At 55.4% G+C, this 17,353-nt stretch carries 18 protein-coding genes; 13 read left to right on the top strand and 5 right to left on the bottom strand.

Going from position 1 to position 17,353, the window contains the following annotated elements; all coding sequences use genetic code 11:
• The first annotated feature begins 2 nt into the window (after nt 1-2).
• The 13 genes from K3729_12890 to K3729_12830 all read left to right on the top strand — a co-directional run bounded on the left by K3729_12890 (nt 3) and on the right by K3729_12830 (nt 12,156).
• On the top strand, nt 3-428 hold the full coding sequence (locus K3729_12890; protein ID UWQ98346.1) for a DUF4259 domain-containing protein: 426 nt from the start codon (nt 3-5) through the stop codon (nt 426-428).
• Nucleotides 425-811, top strand: coding sequence for a carboxymuconolactone decarboxylase family protein (locus K3729_12885; GenBank protein ID UWQ98345.1), 387 nt, complete (start codon nt 425-427; stop codon nt 809-811). The genes K3729_12890 and K3729_12885 overlap by 4 nt, the downstream gene beginning before the upstream one ends.
• Nucleotides 808-1,203: a carboxymuconolactone decarboxylase family protein gene (locus K3729_12880; GenBank protein UWQ98344.1), complete on the top strand. Its 396-nt coding sequence runs from the start codon at nt 808-810 to the stop codon at nt 1,201-1,203. The genes K3729_12885 and K3729_12880 overlap by 4 nt, the downstream gene beginning before the upstream one ends.
• Nucleotides 1,200-1,805 carry an NADH-quinone oxidoreductase subunit J gene (locus K3729_12875; protein UWQ98343.1) on the top strand — a complete coding sequence of 202 codons (606 nt, stop codon included), beginning with the start codon at nt 1,200-1,202 and terminating at the stop codon, nt 1,803-1,805. Before K3729_12880 ends, K3729_12875 begins: the two co-directional genes overlap by 4 nt.
• Before the next feature lie 281 nt (nt 1,806-2,086).
• Nucleotides 2,087-2,425: a hypothetical protein gene (locus tag K3729_12870; protein ID UWQ98342.1), complete on the top strand. Its 339-nt coding sequence runs from the start codon at nt 2,087-2,089 to the stop codon at nt 2,423-2,425.
• A 448-nt stretch (nt 2,426-2,873) separates the two neighbouring features.
• On the top strand, nt 2,874-3,179 hold the full coding sequence (gene nuoK, locus K3729_12865; GenBank protein UWQ98341.1) for an NADH-quinone oxidoreductase subunit NuoK: 306 nt from the start codon (nt 2,874-2,876) through the stop codon (nt 3,177-3,179).
• Nucleotides 3,180-3,182: 3 nt separating this feature from the next.
• On the top strand, nt 3,183-3,731 hold the full coding sequence (locus tag K3729_12860) for a hypothetical protein (protein ID UWQ98340.1): 549 nt from the start codon (nt 3,183-3,185) through the stop codon (nt 3,729-3,731).
• Between the two features lie 4 nt (nt 3,732-3,735).
• On the top strand, nt 3,736-5,943 hold the full coding sequence (gene nuoL, locus K3729_12855) for an NADH-quinone oxidoreductase subunit L (GenBank protein ID UWQ98339.1): 2,208 nt from the start codon (nt 3,736-3,738) through the stop codon (nt 5,941-5,943).
• Complete coding sequence (locus tag K3729_12850) at nt 5,943-7,490, top strand: NADH-quinone oxidoreductase subunit M (GenBank protein UWQ98338.1); 1,548 nt, start codon at nt 5,943-5,945, stop codon at nt 7,488-7,490. Before nuoL ends, K3729_12850 begins: the two co-directional genes overlap by 1 nt.
• A gap of 11 nt (nt 7,491-7,501) precedes the next feature.
• Nucleotides 7,502-8,941, top strand: coding sequence for an NADH-quinone oxidoreductase subunit NuoN (gene nuoN, locus K3729_12845; protein ID UWQ98337.1), 1,440 nt, complete (start codon nt 7,502-7,504; stop codon nt 8,939-8,941).
• On the top strand, nt 8,931-9,701 hold the full coding sequence (locus K3729_12840) for a biotin--[acetyl-CoA-carboxylase] ligase (GenBank protein ID UWQ98336.1): 771 nt from the start codon (nt 8,931-8,933) through the stop codon (nt 9,699-9,701). Before nuoN ends, K3729_12840 begins: the two co-directional genes overlap by 11 nt.
• A gap of 11 nt (nt 9,702-9,712) precedes the next feature.
• Complete coding sequence (locus tag K3729_12835; GenBank protein ID UWQ98335.1) at nt 9,713-10,486, top strand: type III pantothenate kinase; 774 nt, start codon at nt 9,713-9,715, stop codon at nt 10,484-10,486.
• A complete protein-coding gene (locus K3729_12830) occupies nt 10,483-12,156 on the top strand; it encodes a ribonuclease J (GenBank protein UWQ98334.1) in 1,674 nt (557 codons plus the stop codon). Before K3729_12835 ends, K3729_12830 begins: the two co-directional genes overlap by 4 nt.
• A gap of 98 nt (nt 12,157-12,254) precedes the next feature.
• On the opposite strand, the gene K3729_12825 is transcribed toward K3729_12830, so the two are convergent.
• The 5 genes from K3729_12825 to K3729_12805 form a co-directional block, all read right to left on the bottom strand.
• Nucleotides 12,255-12,482: a DUF2798 domain-containing protein gene (locus tag K3729_12825; GenBank protein UWQ98333.1), complete on the bottom strand. Its 228-nt coding sequence runs from the start codon at nt 12,480-12,482 to the stop codon at nt 12,255-12,257.
• Between the two features lie 52 nt (nt 12,483-12,534).
• Entirely contained in the window at nt 12,535-14,040 is a 1,506-nt protein-coding gene (locus tag K3729_12820; protein UWQ98332.1) for a DEAD/DEAH box helicase, read from the bottom strand.
• 119 nt (nt 14,041-14,159) lie between these two features.
• Nucleotides 14,160-14,780: a hypothetical protein gene (locus tag K3729_12815; GenBank protein UWQ98331.1), complete on the bottom strand. Its 621-nt coding sequence runs from the start codon at nt 14,778-14,780 to the stop codon at nt 14,160-14,162.
• A gap of 11 nt (nt 14,781-14,791) precedes the next feature.
• Entirely contained in the window at nt 14,792-15,388 is a 597-nt protein-coding gene (locus tag K3729_12810; GenBank protein UWQ98330.1) for a hypothetical protein, read from the bottom strand.
• A gap of 85 nt (nt 15,389-15,473) precedes the next feature.
• A complete protein-coding gene (locus tag K3729_12805; GenBank protein UWQ98329.1) occupies nt 15,474-17,069 on the bottom strand; it encodes a peptide chain release factor 3 in 1,596 nt (531 codons plus the stop codon).
• Between the last annotated feature and the right edge of the window lie 284 nt (nt 17,070-17,353).

The following is a 17,353-nucleotide window of genomic DNA, read 5'->3' as shown; positions in this document are numbered from 1 at the left end:
AGATGGGCGCTTGGGGCACAGGTAGCTTTGACAACGATGGGGCGTTGGACTTCCTCGCGGATTACCGCGAAGGGACCGCTGCTGTTGTGGAAACTGTTCTGCGCGACATCGCAAATCTTGCGGACGGCACATACATCGAAATCGACGCAGGGCAGGCGGCCATCGTCGCTGGCGAAGTCGTGGCGGCATGCCACGACAATCCATCCACGAAGGTGGACGACGATGTGGTGTCCGAACTTCTGGTCCATCGCGCGGATGTCGCCGAAAACCTCGACCTGATTGATTATGCTGCGGCTGCGATCCCAAAGGTATTGGCGTCGGAAACATCCGAACTCGCCGAACTGTGGGAAGACGCATCTCCTGAAGATGCCGAATCCTTCCAAAGCAACACAGCCGATTTGCTGACGCGTTTGGGGGATATCGTATGACCCAAACAGACACCTATGCAGCAGGCAAAGCCCTTTCTGAGGCCGTAAACCCCGGCATGGAAGACGCACTTGCGGCGCGTTATGATGCGCTTGTGCCTGGTCTGTCCAAGATGGTTGTGAATGTGGCTTATGGCACGTTCTACGCACGTGACGGCGTTGACGAAAAGACACGTTTGCTGGCCACCATTGCAGCGTTGACCGCGCTTGGCGGCCAGACAAAACCGCAATTGCAGGTCAACATCCGCAGCGCCCGCGCTGTCGGGGCCACTCGCGAAGAAGTCTGCGAAATCATCTACCAGATGACGCTGTACGGCGGCTTTCCGGCGATGATCAACGCGATGAACGCGGCCATTGAAGTTTTTGAGGCGGAGGATGCGGCATGACCGATAACCCGTTCGAGGCCATGATGAAGATGGGCCAGGAAATGGCCAAATCCATGAACCCTGATCTTGAATCGTTTATCCCAAAGGGTTTCGAGGATATGTTTCCGACCATGCCAAAAGACATGATGGAAGCATTCATGGGCAAAGGCATCTCGCCTGACGGGCTGGATGCAAAAACGAAACTGCTGCTGACTTTGCATGGGCTGACCATCGCTGGGGCAACCGCAGAACCGCAGATCAAATTGACCGTGCGCCACGCTGTCGAAGCAGGGGCCACAAAGCAGGAAATCGCAGAAACGATTGCCACAGCCGCCATGTTCGGTGGTGTGCCTGCAATGACAAAGGCCATGGAATTGGCCACTGACGTTTTAGACAAGGATCAGGACGCATGACAGTTTTCGCGTTTACTTTCTATCTCTTTGCCATCTCCGCGCTTGTCGGTGGGCTATTGACCGTGGTCAGCCGCAATCCGGTCCATTCGGTCCTGTGGTTGATCCTCGCCTTCCTGTCGTCGGCGGGTCTGTTCGTCATGCTGGGCGCCGAATTTGTGGCGATGCTGCTGATCATCGTCTACGTCGGCGCGGTCGCGGTGTTGTTCTTGTTCGTCGTGATGATGCTCGACGTTGATTTCGCCGAACTGAAGGCGGAAATGACCAAATACATGCCGCTCGCTTTGCTGATCGGTTTGGTCTTGGTCATGCAGCTGATGATCGCACTTGGCGTTTGGGGCTTCTCTGACGGGGCGGAACTACGTGCAGCCGCACCAGTGTCCGACGTTGAAAACACCGCAGCGCTTGGTCTGCTGATCTACGACAAATACTTCATGCTGTTCCAACTGGCTGGTTTGATCCTGCTGGTTGCGATGATCGGGGCCATTGTTCTGACACTGCGCCACCGTGTGGACATCAAACGCCAGAATGTTTTGGAACAGATGTACCGCGATCCAGCAAAAGCGATGGAACTGAAAGATGTGAAACCGGGGCAGGGGCTTTAATCGCCCTCTGATCTTCGACCACTACACTTTCGACTATACGACGGGGCAGCTTCGGCTGCCCCGATTGCGTTTTGGGGTCAGATTTTTCATCAACGCCCGCTTTTCCTTAATTATGACAATTATTTCGGGTCTATTCTGCGCAACTGGCTTGGTTAAATCATAAGCGTAGTTTGCGCTATACGGTTGATACTAAACGGTAAAGTAGAATGGTGTGGGTTTGTGTCGACGTTCCCAAGCCGACAAAAATTGTAAGACCTAGAACCTGAACAAGGACGATAACGATGAAAAATGTACTTATTGCTGCCACAATTGCAGTCTGTGCGACGGCTGCAGGCGCGCAAGACCTGACAGTCGAAGGCGAAACAGGTGTGACATACACTGTGCTGGAAGTGTCCAACGCATCCGGCGTGAAAAAAGATGCGGTGACGCGTCGCAACGCTGATGGCGCGAACACATACACACAGCATCACGTCAGCTGTGAACCGTACCGGATCGGTCTTGTTGCATCAGGTCCGACACTTGATTCGTTGAATGAAAACCCTGTTGCAGATCCCGAAATGGTCGAAATTATCCGCGGCTCCGCTGAAGATAAAATCGCTGGATACGCCTGCGCAAACTAAGCGCTGCGATCAACGTTTGACTGCGATGGCGCCGATAGACGTCGTGCCGCGCCCCAATGTGGGTTTGTCCAAACGTCGGTCTTGAAGGTTAAGAAAAGGGGTCCTCGGGCCCCTTTTTTGTTTTCTACGTCTGTTGGACCAGTCAAATAGGCGCGGCGGATCCCTTGGCAAAGTCTGATAGAAAATCCCCACAAAAGCTGCTGTTTTGCAGCGATACCTGTCCATTCCGACGCGGTTCAGAAATAAACCTTTCAGTAACTTACGGCGCGATATTCCCTTTTTTTGACGCCATCGAGAATTAATGCCGCGATAGAGGCCCTTGAATGGCAGTTTGCGCGGTCCTAGGGCTTGAACCTACCCCCCCAAACTGACTATGACGTCTTGGAAAATACCGCGCCCGCGCACGGGTGCCGAACCGGGGATCGCCACCCCGAAGGGGATGCAAAGCATGATCGGACTTGAACATTATCTCGCGGTGGCTGCGGCCCTGTTTGTGATCGGGATTTTCGGACTTTTCCTGAACCGTAAGAACGTCATCATTTTGTTGATGAGCATCGAATTGATGCTGCTCGCGGTGAACATCAACCTCGTCGCATTTTCCAGCTACCTTGGTGATCTCACCGGTCAGGTCTTTACCCTGTTCGTTTTGACGGTCGCCGCTGCTGAAGCCGCCATCGGCCTCGCCATCCTTGTTTGTTTCTTCCGCAACCGCGGCACTATCGACGTCGAAGACGTCAATGTGATGAAGGGGTAGAGGATGTTTGGTTCAGTTCAACCCAGCGCTATTTCAAAAGCTGTTGCTATCGCAGCTTTGGCTGGCTGTGGCATAAATCAAAGCCCCGAGATATGTGAGGTTTTGGACATTTCACATCGCGATGAAGCTCCAATTGATGCCGGTGCCGGATTTGTTCTTCAAGAAGGTGGATACCAAGCCGGACCGGGCGGAGCTTCCTATTTGACGCTAAACAATTGCACGTCAGGTGAAAAAATTCGGTTTACATATCTATCTTATGGCTTTGAGCAGTCGAATACCTCTCTGAATGGGAATGAAAGAGATTATCGTATCGACGCTAGGGACGAGCTTCCCATTCTTAAGCGCATGATTTTGGATCAAGCGCGCCCGTCGACGATTGATGAGATTATTGGTTTCGCTGAAGAAAGCGGCATGTATGTTTGGCGCGAGACGCCTGAAGATCAGAGCCGTGCTGAAGAAGATTGTGGTTGTGCTCTCTTTTACCCTGAGCTGCGAGGCGACAAAGATCCGTCCCGCAAGTTTACGCAACGCGAAGAAAATAGAGTGAATTAGACCTATGGAAACCATCATCCTCTTTGCCCCGCTTGTGGGCGCGTTGATCGCGGGCTTCGGCTGGAAAATCATCGGTGAAACCGCAGCGCAGTACCTGACAACGGGTCTTTTGATGCTCGCCGCGTTCCTGTCTTGGATCGTCTTCTTCACATTCGATGGCGTTACAGAGCATATCCAGATCCTGCGTTGGATCGAATCCGGCACACTCAGTACAGACTGGGCGATCCGCATGGACCGTCTGACTGCGATCATGTTGATCGTGATCAACACAGTGTCCGCCTTGGTGCACCTGTATTCCTTCGGTTACATGGCCCACGACGAAAACTTCGGCGAAGGCGAAAACTACAAGGCGCGTTTCTTCGCGTACCTGTCGTTCTTTACCTTTGCAATGTTGATGCTCGTGACCTCTGACAACCTTGTCCAAATGTTCTTTGGCTGGGAAGGGGTGGGCGTCGCGTCTTACCTGCTGATCGGTTTCTACTACAAAAAACCATCCGCAAACATCGCCGCGATGAAGGCCTTTGTGGTCAACCGTGTCGGTGACTTCGGTTTCGCGCTTGGCATCTTCGGTCTTTATATGATGACCGACAGCATCAAGTTCGACGACATCTTCGCCCAAACACCGCAATTGGCTGAAACCACACTTGGTTTCATCGGGTTGGAATGGAACGCGGCGAACCTGCTGGCGATCCTGTTGTTCATCGGTGCGATGGGTAAATCGGCGCAGTTGTTCCTGCACACTTGGTTGCCAGACGCGATGGAAGGCCCGACACCTGTGTCCGCATTGATCCACGCCGCGACAATGGTGACGGCTGGTGTCTTCCTCGTTTGCCGGATGTCACCACTTTACGAATTTGCACCTGAAGCGAAGAACTTCATCGTCTTCCTTGGTGCGTCGACAGCATTCTTCGCGGCCACTGTTGGTCTGGTCCAGAACGACATCAAACGCGTCATCGCATATTCTACATGTTCCCAGCTGGGCTACATGTTCGTCGCAGCCGGCGTTGGCGTCTATTCCGTCGCGATGTTCCACCTGCTGACACACGCGTTCTTTAAGGCGATGCTGTTCTTGGGCGCGGGTTCCGTGATCCACGGGATGCACCACGAACAAGACATGCGGAACTATGGCGGTCTGCGTCACAAACTGCCAAAGACGTTCTGGGCGATGATGATCGGTACATTGGCGATCACCGGTGTCGGTATCCCATTGCTTTACATCGGTTTCCCTGTGGGCTTCGCGGGCTTTGTATCCAAAGATGCGATCATCGAATCCGCTTATGCAGCCGGTAACGGCTACGCGTTCTGGATGTTGGTTGTGGCTGCGTTGATGACCAGCTTCTACAGCTGGCGCCTGATGTTCCTGACGTTCTACGGCACACCGCGCGGTGACAAGCATACGCATGAACACGCGCACGAAAGCCCGAACGTGATGTTGATCCCTCTGGCGGTCTTGGCCATCGGCGCAATCTTCTCTGGCATGTATTTCTACAAGGACTTCTTCAAGTCCGACAAATACGTGGGCCAGTTCTTCGGCGTGCTTGAAACGAAGTACGAAGAAGATCACGCAGCCCTCGGTTTCACGCTTGTTGCACCTGCTTATGCAGCTGGCGAAGAAACCGACGATCACGCTGATCATACCGATGAGACCCATGCAGAGCACATGGCCGACGGCACTGCAGCAGCAGAGCACGGTGAAGATGCGGCTGGTGCACATGATGCCCATAGTGACGATCACGGAACGGCATGGCCCGCAACACCCGGGCAGGGCGCGATCTTTAAGCACCCTGACAACCACGTCCTACACGAAGCGCACAGCGTTCCGGTTTGGGTAAAGCTGTCACCGTTCTTTGCAATGCTTGCCGGTTTCGCGCTCGCGTTCCAAATGTACATCCGTCGTCCAGACCTGCCTGCCAAACTGGCAGAGCAACAGGCGCCGCTGTATAACTTCCTGCTGAACAAATGGTACTTCGACGAACTCTACGACGTGGTGTTCGTGCGTCCGGCAACAGCCATTGGCCGCTTCCTGTGGAAACAGGGTGATACCAACACAATCGACGGCGGGATCAACGGCTTGGCCATGGGTATCGTCCCGTTCTTCACACGGCTCGTGAATAAAGCGCAGTCCGGCTACATGTTCACTTACGCATTCGCGATGGTTCTGGGGATTACTGTGCTTCTCACATATGTGACTTTGTTTGGGGGGGCTGGCTAATGGGCAACCTTCTTTCACTCACAACATTCATCCCGCTTGTCGGGGCGGCGATCCTTGCGCTTTTCCTGCGCGGTAACGACGCGGCAGCACAAAAGAACGCAAAATGGGTGGCTTTGGCGACGACCATCGCAACCTTCATCGTGTCCTTGTTTATCATCGGTCAGTTCGATCCATCCAACACAGACTTCCAGATGGTGGAAGAACGTGACTGGTTGCTTGGTCTGCAATATAAAATGGGCGTCGACGGGATTTCGGTTCTGTTCGTCATGCTCACAACATTCCTGATGCCACTGGTAATCGCGTCTTGCTGGAACGTTGAACACCGCATCAAAGAATACATGATCGCATTCCTGTTCCTTGAAACACTGATGCTTGGTGTGTTCATGGCGCTGGACCTCGTGTTGTTCTACCTCTTCTTCGAAGCAGGCCTGATCCCGATGTTCCTGATCATCGGTATCTGGGGCGGGGCGAACCGGATCTACGCATCCTTTAAGTTCTTCCTCTACACCTTCCTCGGCTCTGTCCTGATGCTGGTTGCGATGGTGGCAATGTTCACGGACGCGGGCACCACAGACATCCCAACGCTGATGACACACACATTCGGCTCCGAAGGGTTCTCTGTCCTCGGCATCCACGTCGTCGGTGGGATGCAAACCCTGATGTGGCTGGCGTTCTTTGCATCCTTCGCGGTGAAAATGCCAATGTGGCCAGTCCACACTTGGTTGCCAGACGCACACGTTCAGGCCCCAACAGCCGGTTCCGTCGTACTTGCGGCGATCCTGTTGAAAATGGGCGGCTATGGCTTCTTGCGTTTCTCGCTACCAATGTTCCCAATCGGGTCAGAGGTCATGGGCCCGCTGGTTCTATGGCTGTCAGCCATCGCGATCATCTACACGTCGCTTGTGGCCTTGGTCCAAGAAGACATGAAGAAACTGATCGCCTATTCATCAGTCGCCCACATGGGTTACGTGACAATGGGTATCTTTGCGGTGAACCAGCAGGGTATCGACGGCGCGATCTTCCAGATGATCAGCCACGGCTTTATCTCAGGCGCGCTCTTCCTCGCGGTTGGCGTGATTTATGACCGGATGCACACGCGTGAAATCGACGCTTACGGCGGTCTGGTGAACCGGATGCCCGCCTATGCGCTGATCTTCATGTTCTTCACAATGGCGAACGTTGGCCTGCCGGGCACATCTGGCTTCATCGGCGAATTCCTTGTTCTAATGGGCATCTTCCAAGTGAACACATGGATTGCCGTGCTCGCGACGACCGGTGTGATCTTGTCAGCGGCCTATGCGCTGTGGCTGTACCGCCGCGTTGTTATGGGCGACCTCATCAAGGAAAGCTTGAAAACAATCACGGATATGACCGCGCGTGAAAAGTGGATCATGGCACCGCTGATCGTGATGACCCTGCTTTTGGGTGTCTATCCGGCGCTGGTTCTCGACATCATCGGTCCAAGTGTTGCGGCACTTGTTGATCAATACGACACTGCAACGGCGGCGTTCGGCGCTGCTGACCAAACCGCTGCTGCGGCACATTAAGGACAGACATTATGATTTCCGCTGACCTTTCCATTGTCCTCCCCGAAGTTCTGTTGTCGCTTTACGCGATGGCGGCCCTTCTGATCGCGGTCTACACCAGCAAAGACGGCATGGCCTCTTTGTTGACGTGGACCACGTCGGGCGTTTTCGTGCTGCTGGCCGTTTGGTTGATGATCAACGGGGCAGGGACCCAAGAAGCGTTTGGTGGCATGTTCATCGACGACGGCTTCGCGCGGTTCTCCAAGGTTGTGATCCTGCTGTCCGCAGCCGCGATCCTGCTGATGTCCGAAGGCTACATGCAGCAGCGTGACCTGCTGAAATTCGAATATCCGCTTCTAGTCGCTTTGGCAGTAGTCGGCATGATGGTCATGGTGTCCGCAGGCGATCTGATGGCGCTATACATGGGCCTCGAACTGCAGTCCTTGGCGCTTTACGTGGTCGCATCCTTGCGCCGCGATAGTGTGAAATCGACAGAAGCTGGTCTGAAATACTTCGTCCTCGGCGCGCTGTCGTCCGGTTTGCTGCTCTACGGCGCATCCCTGACATACGGCTACGCGGGTACGACATTGTTCTCTGGCATCATCGAAGCCACCGCAGACGACCCATCTTTGGGCCTGCTGTTTGGTATCGTGTTCCTGATCGCGGGTTTCGCGTTCAAAGTATCCGCAGCACCGTTCCACATGTGGACGCCAGACGTCTACGAAGGCTCACCAACGCCTGTGACCGCATTCTTCGCAACGGCCCCAAAGGTCGCCGCGATGGCATTGTTCGCGCGTGTTGTGCATGACGCATTCGGCGGTATCGTCGGTGACTGGCAGCAGATTGTGGCGTTCTTGTCCGTTGTGTCCATGTTCCTTGGCGCAATCGCCGCCATCGGCCAGACCAACATCAAACGCCTGATGGCCTATTCATCCATCGCGCACATGGGCTTTGCGCTGATGGGCTTGGCGGCTGGTACGGCATTCGGCGTGCAAGCGATGCTGATCTACATGGCGATCTACGTCACCATGAACATCGGTACATTCGCGTTCATCCTGTCGATGGAACGTGACGGCCAGGTTGTGACGGATATCAACAGCCTGAAGATGTACTCCAAGGGCCAGCCTTTGCGCGCCTTAGCGATGTTGATCCTGATGTTCTCGCTGGCGGGTGTGCCACCAATGGTTGGCTTCTTCGGCAAGTTCTACGTGCTGCGCGCAGCCTATGACGCGGGCCTCGGCTGGTTGGCCGTAGCTGGTGTTGTGGCGTCCGTGATTGGTGCGTTCTACTACATCCGCATCGTGTACTTCATGTACTTCGGTGAAGAGAACGAAACCGCGCTCGACAGCAAAATGTCTCCTGTCCTGTGGACGTTCTTGATGGCGTCTGCTGCTGCGATGATCTTTGGTGTGTTCAACCTGTTCGGGATTGAACCATCCGCAGCGGCTGCGGCAGCAACGCTTGTCAACTAAGGTCACGACAACACCAGATTGGCCGCAAACCTACGGCCGGATCGTCTTAAACGAAGTCGATAGCACGTTGGATGAAGCCCAAAGGCAATTTCCAGCGTTGACCCAAAAGACATGGTTCCTTGCGCACCACCAATCAGGTGCGCGGGGCAGGCGGGGTCGGGCATGGGATATGCCCGCTGGTAACTTTGCCGGAACGCTTGCGGTTCAGGACCCCACACCTTCGACATTGTCAGCACTACGGTCCTTTGTGGCGGCATTAGCGCTCTATGACGCGCTTGTTGTCGTGACAGGCCGCCCCGATAGTTTCGCGCTGAAATGGCCAAACGACGTGCTTCTGAACGGTGGCAAAGTCGCGGGCATCCTGCTCGAAAGTATCAGCCAAAAGAACGCCATCGTTGGCATCGCAGTCGGCATTGGCGTGAACTTGGCAGGCGCACCGCATTTCTCGAAGGTTGAAGAACGCGCGCTGCGGCCCGTCAGCGTTGCTGGCGAATTCGGGATCGCGGTCGGGGCAGAAGATTTTCTTGATATCCTCGCACCGATCTACGCTCGCTATGAAACCCAACTGATCCAATTGGGGTTTGGGCCGATCCGCGAAGCATGGCTCGCGCGGGCAACTAAACTGGGCGAAGTTATTACAGCACGGCTGCCCAACGAAGAAATCACCGGCACGTTTGAGACCTTGGACGAAAACGGCTACCTCATCCTGAAGACATCAAAAGAACGGCGCAAAATCGCGGCGGCAGATATCTTTTTCTAGGGAGACGACCCATGCTTTTGGCCATCGACTGCGGTAACACGAATACGGTTTTCTCGATCTGGGACGGGGACAGCTTTATTGCGACTTGGCGGACGTCGACCGAATGGCAGCGGACGGCGGACCAATATTACGTCTGGCTGTCTACCTTGATGAACTTTCAAAAGATCGACGTTGAAATCGACGAAGTGATCGTCAGTTCAACAGTGCCACGCGTCGTGTTTAACCTGCGCGTTCTGTCGGATCGCTATTTCAATTGCCGCCCCATGGTTGTGGGCAAATCCGATTGCGCATTGCCGCAAGAGGCGCGCGTCGATGAAGGTACAACCGTCGGTCCGGACCGTTTGGTCAACACTGCGGGGGCGTTCGACAAATTCGGAGGCGACCTGATCGTTGTCGATTTCGGAACCGCCACAACTTTCGACGTTGTGGCGTCAGATGGTGCATATGTGGGCGGGGTGATCGCGCCGGGTGTGAACCTGTCGCTCGAGGCATTGCACAACGCCGCCGCAGCCCTACCTCATGTCGACATATCCAAGCCGCAATCTGTTGTGGGCACCAACACGGTGGCCTGTATGCAGTCCGGCGTCTTTTGGGGTTACATCGGTCTAGTGCGTGAGATATGCGCACGGATCAAGGCCGAACGCGGCGTGCCGATGCGGGTCATTGCGACCGGCGGTCTGGCCCCGTTGTTCCAGCAAGCTGAGGCGCTATTCGACGCCTTCGAAGAAGATTTGACGATGCACGGACTAATCGTGATTCATCGCTTTAATAAGGAAATAACATGAGCAAAGGCTCTGACCGCTTGATCTATCTGCCCCTCGGTGGGGCCGGTGAGATCGGCATGAACGCATATGTCTACGGCTACGGCAAACCAGGCAAAGAACGGCTGATCGTTGTTGATCTGGGGGTCACGTTCCCCGACATGGACGGCACACCGGGGGTGGACCTGATCCTGCCCGATATCGCATGGCTGAAAGAACGCCGCGCACAGATCGACGGCATCTTCATCACGCACGCACACGAAGACCACGTGGGCGCGATCGGGCACTATTGGGACCAGTTAGGTGCACCAGTCTACGCGCGGCCTTTCACGGCCAATATCGCGAAACGCAAAATGGTCGAAAACGGGCAACCCGAGGGCGCTGTGAACGTCGTTGGCGTCTACCCTGAAGTCATCCAATGTGGCCCGCTATCGGTGTCCTACCTGCCGATTTCGCACTCCATCCCCGAAAGCGCAGGCCTGCTGATCGACAGCCCCGATGGGCGCATTCTGCATTCGGGTGATTTCAAAATCGACCTGACACCGGGTGTCGGCGATCCGTTTGATCCGGACCTCTGGGCCGACGTATCCAAAGACGGCGTCAAAGCGCTGGTCTGCGATTCGACGAACGTCTTTTCCGACGCACCGGGCCGGTCTGAAATGACTATCGGGCCAGCGATTGCCGAGATGATGAAAGAAGCATCCGGCATGGTTGTCGCGACGACATTCGCGTCTAACATTGCACGTCTGAAAACGCTCGCTCTGGCTGCGGTCGAAGCCGACAGATCGGTCGTTCTACTGGGCCGCGCGATGCGCCGCATGGTCGAAGCCGCAACCGAGGTCGGCATCCTGACCGGTTTCCCACCCGTGGTCAGCCCGGAAGATGCACTGCAAATGCCACGTGAAAACGTGATGCTGCTGGTGACCGGATCGCAAGGCGAACGCCGCGCGGCCTCTGCACAACTGGCGAACGGCAACTACATGGGGATCAAGCTGAAAGAAGGGGACACATTCCTGTTCTCGTCCAAAACGATCCCCGGCAATGAACGCGGCGTGATCCGCATCATGAACCAACTCTCCGAACTGGGCGTTGACGTGATCGATGACGCGGGCGGCAAATACCACGTCTCCGGTCACGCGAATAAGCCCGACATCTTGGCGCTACATGACATCGTAAAACCGCAGATGGTGATCCCGATGCACGGCGAACACCGGCACCTGCGCGAACACGTCAAACTGGCGAACAAACATGGCCGCACAGGCATCGTCGCTGTGAACGGGATGATGCTGGACCTGTCCGGCAACGCGCCAACGGTGGCTGAATACATCGAAACGGGGCGGACTTATCTTGATGGGACGGCCAAAATCGGCCAGTTCGACGGAATTGTACGTGACCGGATCCGGATGGCGTTGAATGGCCACGTTGTCATCACGCTGATCGTTGACGAAAACGACGAACCGCTCGGCGATCCTTGGGTCGAATTGAACGGTCTGTCAGAAGTTGGTGGGTCAGGTGCGGCTTTGGTCGATGTGATCGAACAAGACCTGTCGCAGTTCATTAACCGCGCGAACGCCAAGACATTGCGAGATGACGTGAAGCTTGAAAAAGAGCTGAAATCCATCGCGCGTCGCACTGCGCAAGGCGAGATCGGCAAGAAACCAGAAGTTATGGTGATCGTGTCGCGCCTGAGCTGAGGACGGCGCTGCGCTGAAAGTGCGGATGCCTCCGGCGGAGGTATTTTTGACCAAAAGAAATAGGGCGTTCCGTGTCACATAACCGGGGCGCCCTTTTCTTATGAAGGGCGGACCAACTTAGCCACGATTTTGCGTGTGACGGGGCCAAGTACCAGAACCAGCGGGAACGCCACAATCCAGCTGGCGATCCATGATCCCATCCAGAGTCCCACAAATCCTTCGGCCAGTCCAATCGCCCGCCACGTCGCGATCAATGTGACGAAGAATGTCATCATGCCGCTTAGGATCAGACCAAACAAAATCGGTGTGGCGCGGGTTGGAAACATGATGCTGCTCTATTGAGACAAAATAGGCGGGCGCATTGCCCGCCTGATGATGTTAGGCCTTTGCGCGATCCGCAAAGCTGAGGGCGATGAACGCTGGGGTGTCATCGCCAAGCCCCACAACTTTGTTGTCGTTGTGACGGTTGTTCTGACCACCCCGACCACCACGTCCGCGATTGTTCGTGTCGCGTGGTTTGTCGTCGTGGCGGGGCTTTTCATCACGTTGTTTGTCTTGACGTGGTTTTGCCTCGCGTGGCTTTTCGTCTTTGGCTGCTTGCGGTTTTTGGTCCGGCGTTTCAGCAGTAGCATCCGTAGTCGCAGGTTTGTCGTCCGATTTACGACCACGCGACCGCGACCGTTTTGGCTTTTCAGCTTTCGGCGCATCCTCGGAAGGGGCGTCGGCAGCCGCTTTTGCCATCGGGTTTTCAATGCGCGGGATTTCTTCTTTGACCAAGGCTTCTACGTCGGCAAAGTTTTTATCGTCACGTCCAACGCAGATCATGATCGCGGTGCCTTTACGGCCCGCGCGACCCGTACGGCCGATCCGGTGTACGTAGTCTTCGGCGTGTGACGGCACATCAAAGTTGAACACATGCGTGACGGCAGGAATATCTAGACCACGGGCAGCCACGTCAGAGGCGACAAGGATCTTCAGTTCATTGTCGCGGAACTGTTCAAGTGTGCGTGTCCGGTGGCTTTGGTCCAGATCGCCGTGAATAGGGGCGGCGTTATAACCGTATTTATTCAGGGACTTAGAAACGATATCGACGTCAGACTTGCGGTTACAGAAGATGATCGCGTTGGTGCAAGCATCGCCTTCCATATCAATTAACTTGCGCAGCAAAGCACGCTTCTCAGAAGGTTCTTTGCGCTTGTCGGACCCTTTGAACATCACAACACCTTGCTTGATGTTGGTGTTTGTCGTGGCTGCACGGGCGACTTCGACTTTGGCCGGGTTCGACAGGAACGTGTTGGTGATCCGTTCGATTTCAGGCGCCATCGTGGCCGAGAAGAACAGCGTCTGGCGGGTAAACGGCGTCCGCTTGAAGATTTCTTCGATGTCCGGAATGAAGCCCATGTCGAGCATCCGGTCAGCTTCATCAATCACCATGACCTTGACGTCGGTAAGAATCAGTTTGCCGCGCTCTAAATGGTCCAACAGACGACCAGGTGTCGCGATCAGCACGTCGACGCCTTTGTCGATCAGTTTGTCTTGGTCTTTGAAAGACGTCCCGCCAATCAGCAGGGCTTTGGACAGCTTTGTGTACTTCGCATACGCGTCAAAGTTTTCCGCAACCTGTGCGGCCAATTCCCGTGTGGGGGCCAGAACCAGCGAACGCGGCATCCGCGCCCGTGCCCGACCACGGCCCAGAAGGGTGATCATTGGCAGTGTAAATGCGGCAGTTTTGCCTGTCCCTGTCTGGGCGATGCCCAAAACGTCGCGGCCTTCCAACGCGGGCACAATCGCGCCTGCTTGAATAGGGGTAGGGGTATCATAGCCCGTCTCTGCAACGGCTTTGAGAACCTTATCGCTCAGGTTCAGGTCAGAGAATTTTGTCATAGGCGCCTTTCGAAATGTTGCGGCTGTAGTGACCGCAAGATAGCGCGGCCCGCCTGACCGGATTGTCAGTGCGTTGGACACGCGTTTCCTATGCGCAACCTCTGTCTAGGTCAAGGAAATCAGTGATTTGTTAGGATTGAGGGGTGGATTTGTGGGATATAACCCGCTTGCAGCACAGTGACGGTGGGTTTTGGTGTCAAAACGGAAACAGTTGTTTCAGAATCGGTATCAATGGCTGGGCCGTATCCGTCGGGTGAATAGGGGTGCAGACCCCGTTCCCAGACCAACGCAGGGCCTGCGTCGTGCCAGACCATCGCGCCGTCCGGCAGCGTGGATAGTGTAGCGTCATAGCGAACTTGGCTGCGATCTCGCCGGACACGTGCAGGATGCAGCACCTTGTCCATCTCTTTGGCGCTTGGCCGATGCCCCGTTGCCGTCGTCCATGCTGCGACATAATCCTGATAAGCCGCCCGCCGACAATACCCGCAAGGGCGGTGCCCCGCTGCAAATGCGGTCGCTTCGTCAAGAAAAAACAACTCAGTCCAATTCCGGCCAGACATGACCGGACGCCGACGACCCTGCCAATCCAGCGTGCAACAAATCCAAGCGTGATGCGACCACCGCGAGGTGCCCAGAGTCTTGTCATCACGGTGAATGATCCCACGATTACCGGTCAGCGTGCCACGGGCGGGGATCGCAACGATCTCACCCGTGGGCAGGGTACGGTTTTGTAATGGCATCCGCCGTGCGATTACCGTTCGCCTACGAACTCACCGTCAAAGAAAGCAGGTTCGCCGTCTACGGTCGCAGTGCCAGACACAAACCCTTCGACGTATTGGTAGTCCGTGCCTGTGAAATCACCTTCGATGTCGGCGTCAACCTCGATAACTGCCCCGTCCGTGTCGGTTAGATCACCAGTCAGGTCCGCTGTGAATGTAAAGTCGAACCGTGTGTCCGCCCCACGGTCCACAGTCCCTTGCGTGATGTCGAGCGTGCCGCCGTAAGCGTTTTCCGCTTCGTCGAAGAAATTCGACGCACTGCCAGAAATCTGATCAGAGCCAAAATTCGCGTTTAACGTCAAATCACCTGCAACTGTCGCCGCATTTCCCACATCGACACCGATAAAGCCGTCATAGCTGGCGCTACCTTGCGCGGGCAGTGTTGTGGGGTCCGTGTAGGGAATAGTCGCAATTTCGTCTGCCAGCGCAAGTCCACCTGCCGCGATATCGGCAAAGCTTGCCGAAGGGTTGGTTCCGCCACCGGTCGATGACCCGCCGCATGCGGCCAGCGTCACAACCAAACCAAATGAAACAACGGTTTTGGGCATCAAAAAGGGTGAAATCGGCATGATAGGCTCTCCGGTAAATATTTACATCGTTTAAACAAGTATTTGCCGACTATGCCGCGCTACCCACAAAGGTCAACAGGCGATACTAAACCATCATTTCCTTCGTCGCCGACAGTTCCACATCCGGATAGTCCCGCGCCACGCGGTCGATGTCCCATTGCAGGCGCGTCAGGAAGACGGTGTCGCCGTCGTTGTCCGTCGCAATTTGCTGCTTGTTGGCATCCGCGAATTTTTCAACGGCATCCTTGTCACCCAATACCCAACGGGCTGATGTGAACTGCGACCCTTCGAACCGCACGGGCAGGCCGTATTCCATCTCGATCCGGCTGGCGAGCACTTCGAACTGCAACGCCCCAACAACACCCACGATAAAACCGGACCCGAACGTCGGTTTAAACACCTTCGCGGCCCCTTCTTCAGCAAACTGCATCAGGGCCTTTTCGAGGTGCTTCGCCTTCATCGGATCACCTGCACGGCAGGTCTGCAGCAATTCCGGTGCAAACGACGGGATGTTCGACACGCGGATCGCTTCGCCTTCAGTCAGCGTATCACCGATGCGCAATTGGCCGTGGTTCGGAATACCTAGGATATCGCCCGCATAGGCCTCTTCGGCGAGTTCACGATCAGCCGCAAGGAACATCACGGGGTTCGTCACAGCCATCTGTTTCTTGGACCGCACATGCGTCAGCTTCATCCCACGGGTGAAATGCCCAGACGCGAGCCGAACAAACGCCACACGGTCGCGGTGTTTCGGATCCATGTTCGCCTGTACCTTGAAAACAAAGCCAGTGACCTTCTTTTCCTCGGGCGACACGTTGCGCGGGGTCGCGGTCTGCACTTGCGGTTCGGGACCGTAGTTCGCGATCCCGTCCATGAGTTCTTTTACACCAAAGGAATTCATCGCAGAGCCGAACCAGATCGGCGTCATCGTCCCGTCAAGCAAGGCCTGCGGATCAAGCGGCGGCAGTAATTCCTTCGCCATTTCGATTTCTTCGAGGAATTTCTCAAGCAGATCGGCAGGGACGAGTTCGGCCAGCTTCGGGTCATCCAACCCGTTCACTTGCACGCTTTCGGCAACCTTGTTCCGGTCAGCACGGTCCATCAGTTCCAGCTTGTCGCGCAGGATGTCATAACACCCGATAAATTCACGGCCCACACCAATCGGCCATGACGCAGGGGTCACGTCAATCGCGAGGTTCTCTTGAATTTCGTCAATAATCTCAAACGTATCGCGGCTTTCGCGGTCCATCTTGTTACAGAAGGTCAGGATCGGCAGATCACGCAGACGGCACACTTCGAATAGCTTCTGGGTCTGACTTTCCACACCCTTTGCACCATCGATCACCATCACGGCGGCATCAACAGCCGTCAGCGTCCGGTAGGTATCTTCCGAGAAATCAGAGTGACCGGGGGTATCCACCAGATTGAAGCGGTATTTTTCAAAATCAAACGACATCGCAGATGCGGACACGGAAATTCCGCGGTCCTTTTCCATCTGCATAAAATCGGACCGCGTCCGGCGTGCCTCGCCTTTCGCACGCACCTGACCCGCCATCTGGATCGCGCCACCATACAGCAGGAATTTCTCAGTCAGCGTCGTTTTACCAGCATCCGGATGCGAGATAATCGCAAAGGTCCGGCGGCGGGCAATTTCAGGCGGTAAGGTCGGGCGATTTGTCATGGGAAGCGTTTACGCGGCAGGCGAGGAAAGGGCAATTGGCAAAGCGGCGATGCATTGGAGGCCCTTGACGGGGGACCATTACACTTAACGGTCACTAAGAAGGCGGGAGCATATTGTAATGGGAGCGCGGATGTCCGGTTCGAGCCCGACCCGGCCATTATGTATTTATGCTGCGTGCGCTCGCAGCGGGAGAAATGCGGCATGAGCGAAAAACTTCATGCTGTCGCGCAGCAGAACAACCGGCCATTTGAGCTGGTGGCAGCATGGATCAAGCGTCGAATTTG

The organism is Rhodobacteraceae bacterium S2214, assembly GCA_025141675.1.
GTDB lineage: Bacteria > Pseudomonadota > Alphaproteobacteria > Rhodobacterales > Rhodobacteraceae > Yoonia.
Note: the sequence above shows the minus strand (reverse complement) of the source record. Positions and strands in the feature narration are given on the sequence as shown.

Coding starts and splice junctions, on each gene's coding strand:
- K3729_12830 (UWQ98334.1), top strand. CDS start 10,483: ATGAGCAAAGGCTCTGACCGCTTGATCTATCTGCCCCTCGGTGGGGCC.
- K3729_12850 (UWQ98338.1), top strand. CDS start 5,943: ATGGGCAACCTTCTTTCACTCACAACATTCATCCCGCTTGTCGGGGCG.
- nuoL (UWQ98339.1), top strand. CDS start 3,736: ATGGAAACCATCATCCTCTTTGCCCCGCTTGTGGGCGCGTTGATCGCG.
- K3729_12815 (UWQ98331.1), bottom strand. CDS start 14,780: ATGCCATTACAAAACCGTACCCTGCCCACGGGTGAGATCGTTGCGATC.
- K3729_12890 (UWQ98346.1), top strand. CDS start 3: ATGGGCGCTTGGGGCACAGGTAGCTTTGACAACGATGGGGCGTTGGAC.
- K3729_12875 (UWQ98343.1), top strand. CDS start 1,200: ATGACAGTTTTCGCGTTTACTTTCTATCTCTTTGCCATCTCCGCGCTT.
- K3729_12835 (UWQ98335.1), top strand. CDS start 9,713: ATGCTTTTGGCCATCGACTGCGGTAACACGAATACGGTTTTCTCGATC.
- K3729_12860 (UWQ98340.1), top strand. CDS start 3,183: ATGTTTGGTTCAGTTCAACCCAGCGCTATTTCAAAAGCTGTTGCTATC.
- K3729_12810 (UWQ98330.1), bottom strand. CDS start 15,388: ATGCCGATTTCACCCTTTTTGATGCCCAAAACCGTTGTTTCATTTGGT.
- K3729_12885 (UWQ98345.1), top strand. CDS start 425: ATGACCCAAACAGACACCTATGCAGCAGGCAAAGCCCTTTCTGAGGCC.
- K3729_12825 (UWQ98333.1), bottom strand. CDS start 12,482: ATGTTTCCAACCCGCGCCACACCGATTTTGTTTGGTCTGATCCTAAGC.
- nuoN (UWQ98337.1), top strand. CDS start 7,502: ATGATTTCCGCTGACCTTTCCATTGTCCTCCCCGAAGTTCTGTTGTCG.
- K3729_12870 (UWQ98342.1), top strand. CDS start 2,087: ATGAAAAATGTACTTATTGCTGCCACAATTGCAGTCTGTGCGACGGCT.
- K3729_12880 (UWQ98344.1), top strand. CDS start 808: ATGACCGATAACCCGTTCGAGGCCATGATGAAGATGGGCCAGGAAATG.
- K3729_12820 (UWQ98332.1), bottom strand. CDS start 14,040: ATGACAAAATTCTCTGACCTGAACCTGAGCGATAAGGTTCTCAAAGCC.
- nuoK (UWQ98341.1), top strand. CDS start 2,874: ATGATCGGACTTGAACATTATCTCGCGGTGGCTGCGGCCCTGTTTGTG.
- K3729_12805 (UWQ98329.1), bottom strand. CDS start 17,069: ATGACAAATCGCCCGACCTTACCGCCTGAAATTGCCCGCCGCCGGACC.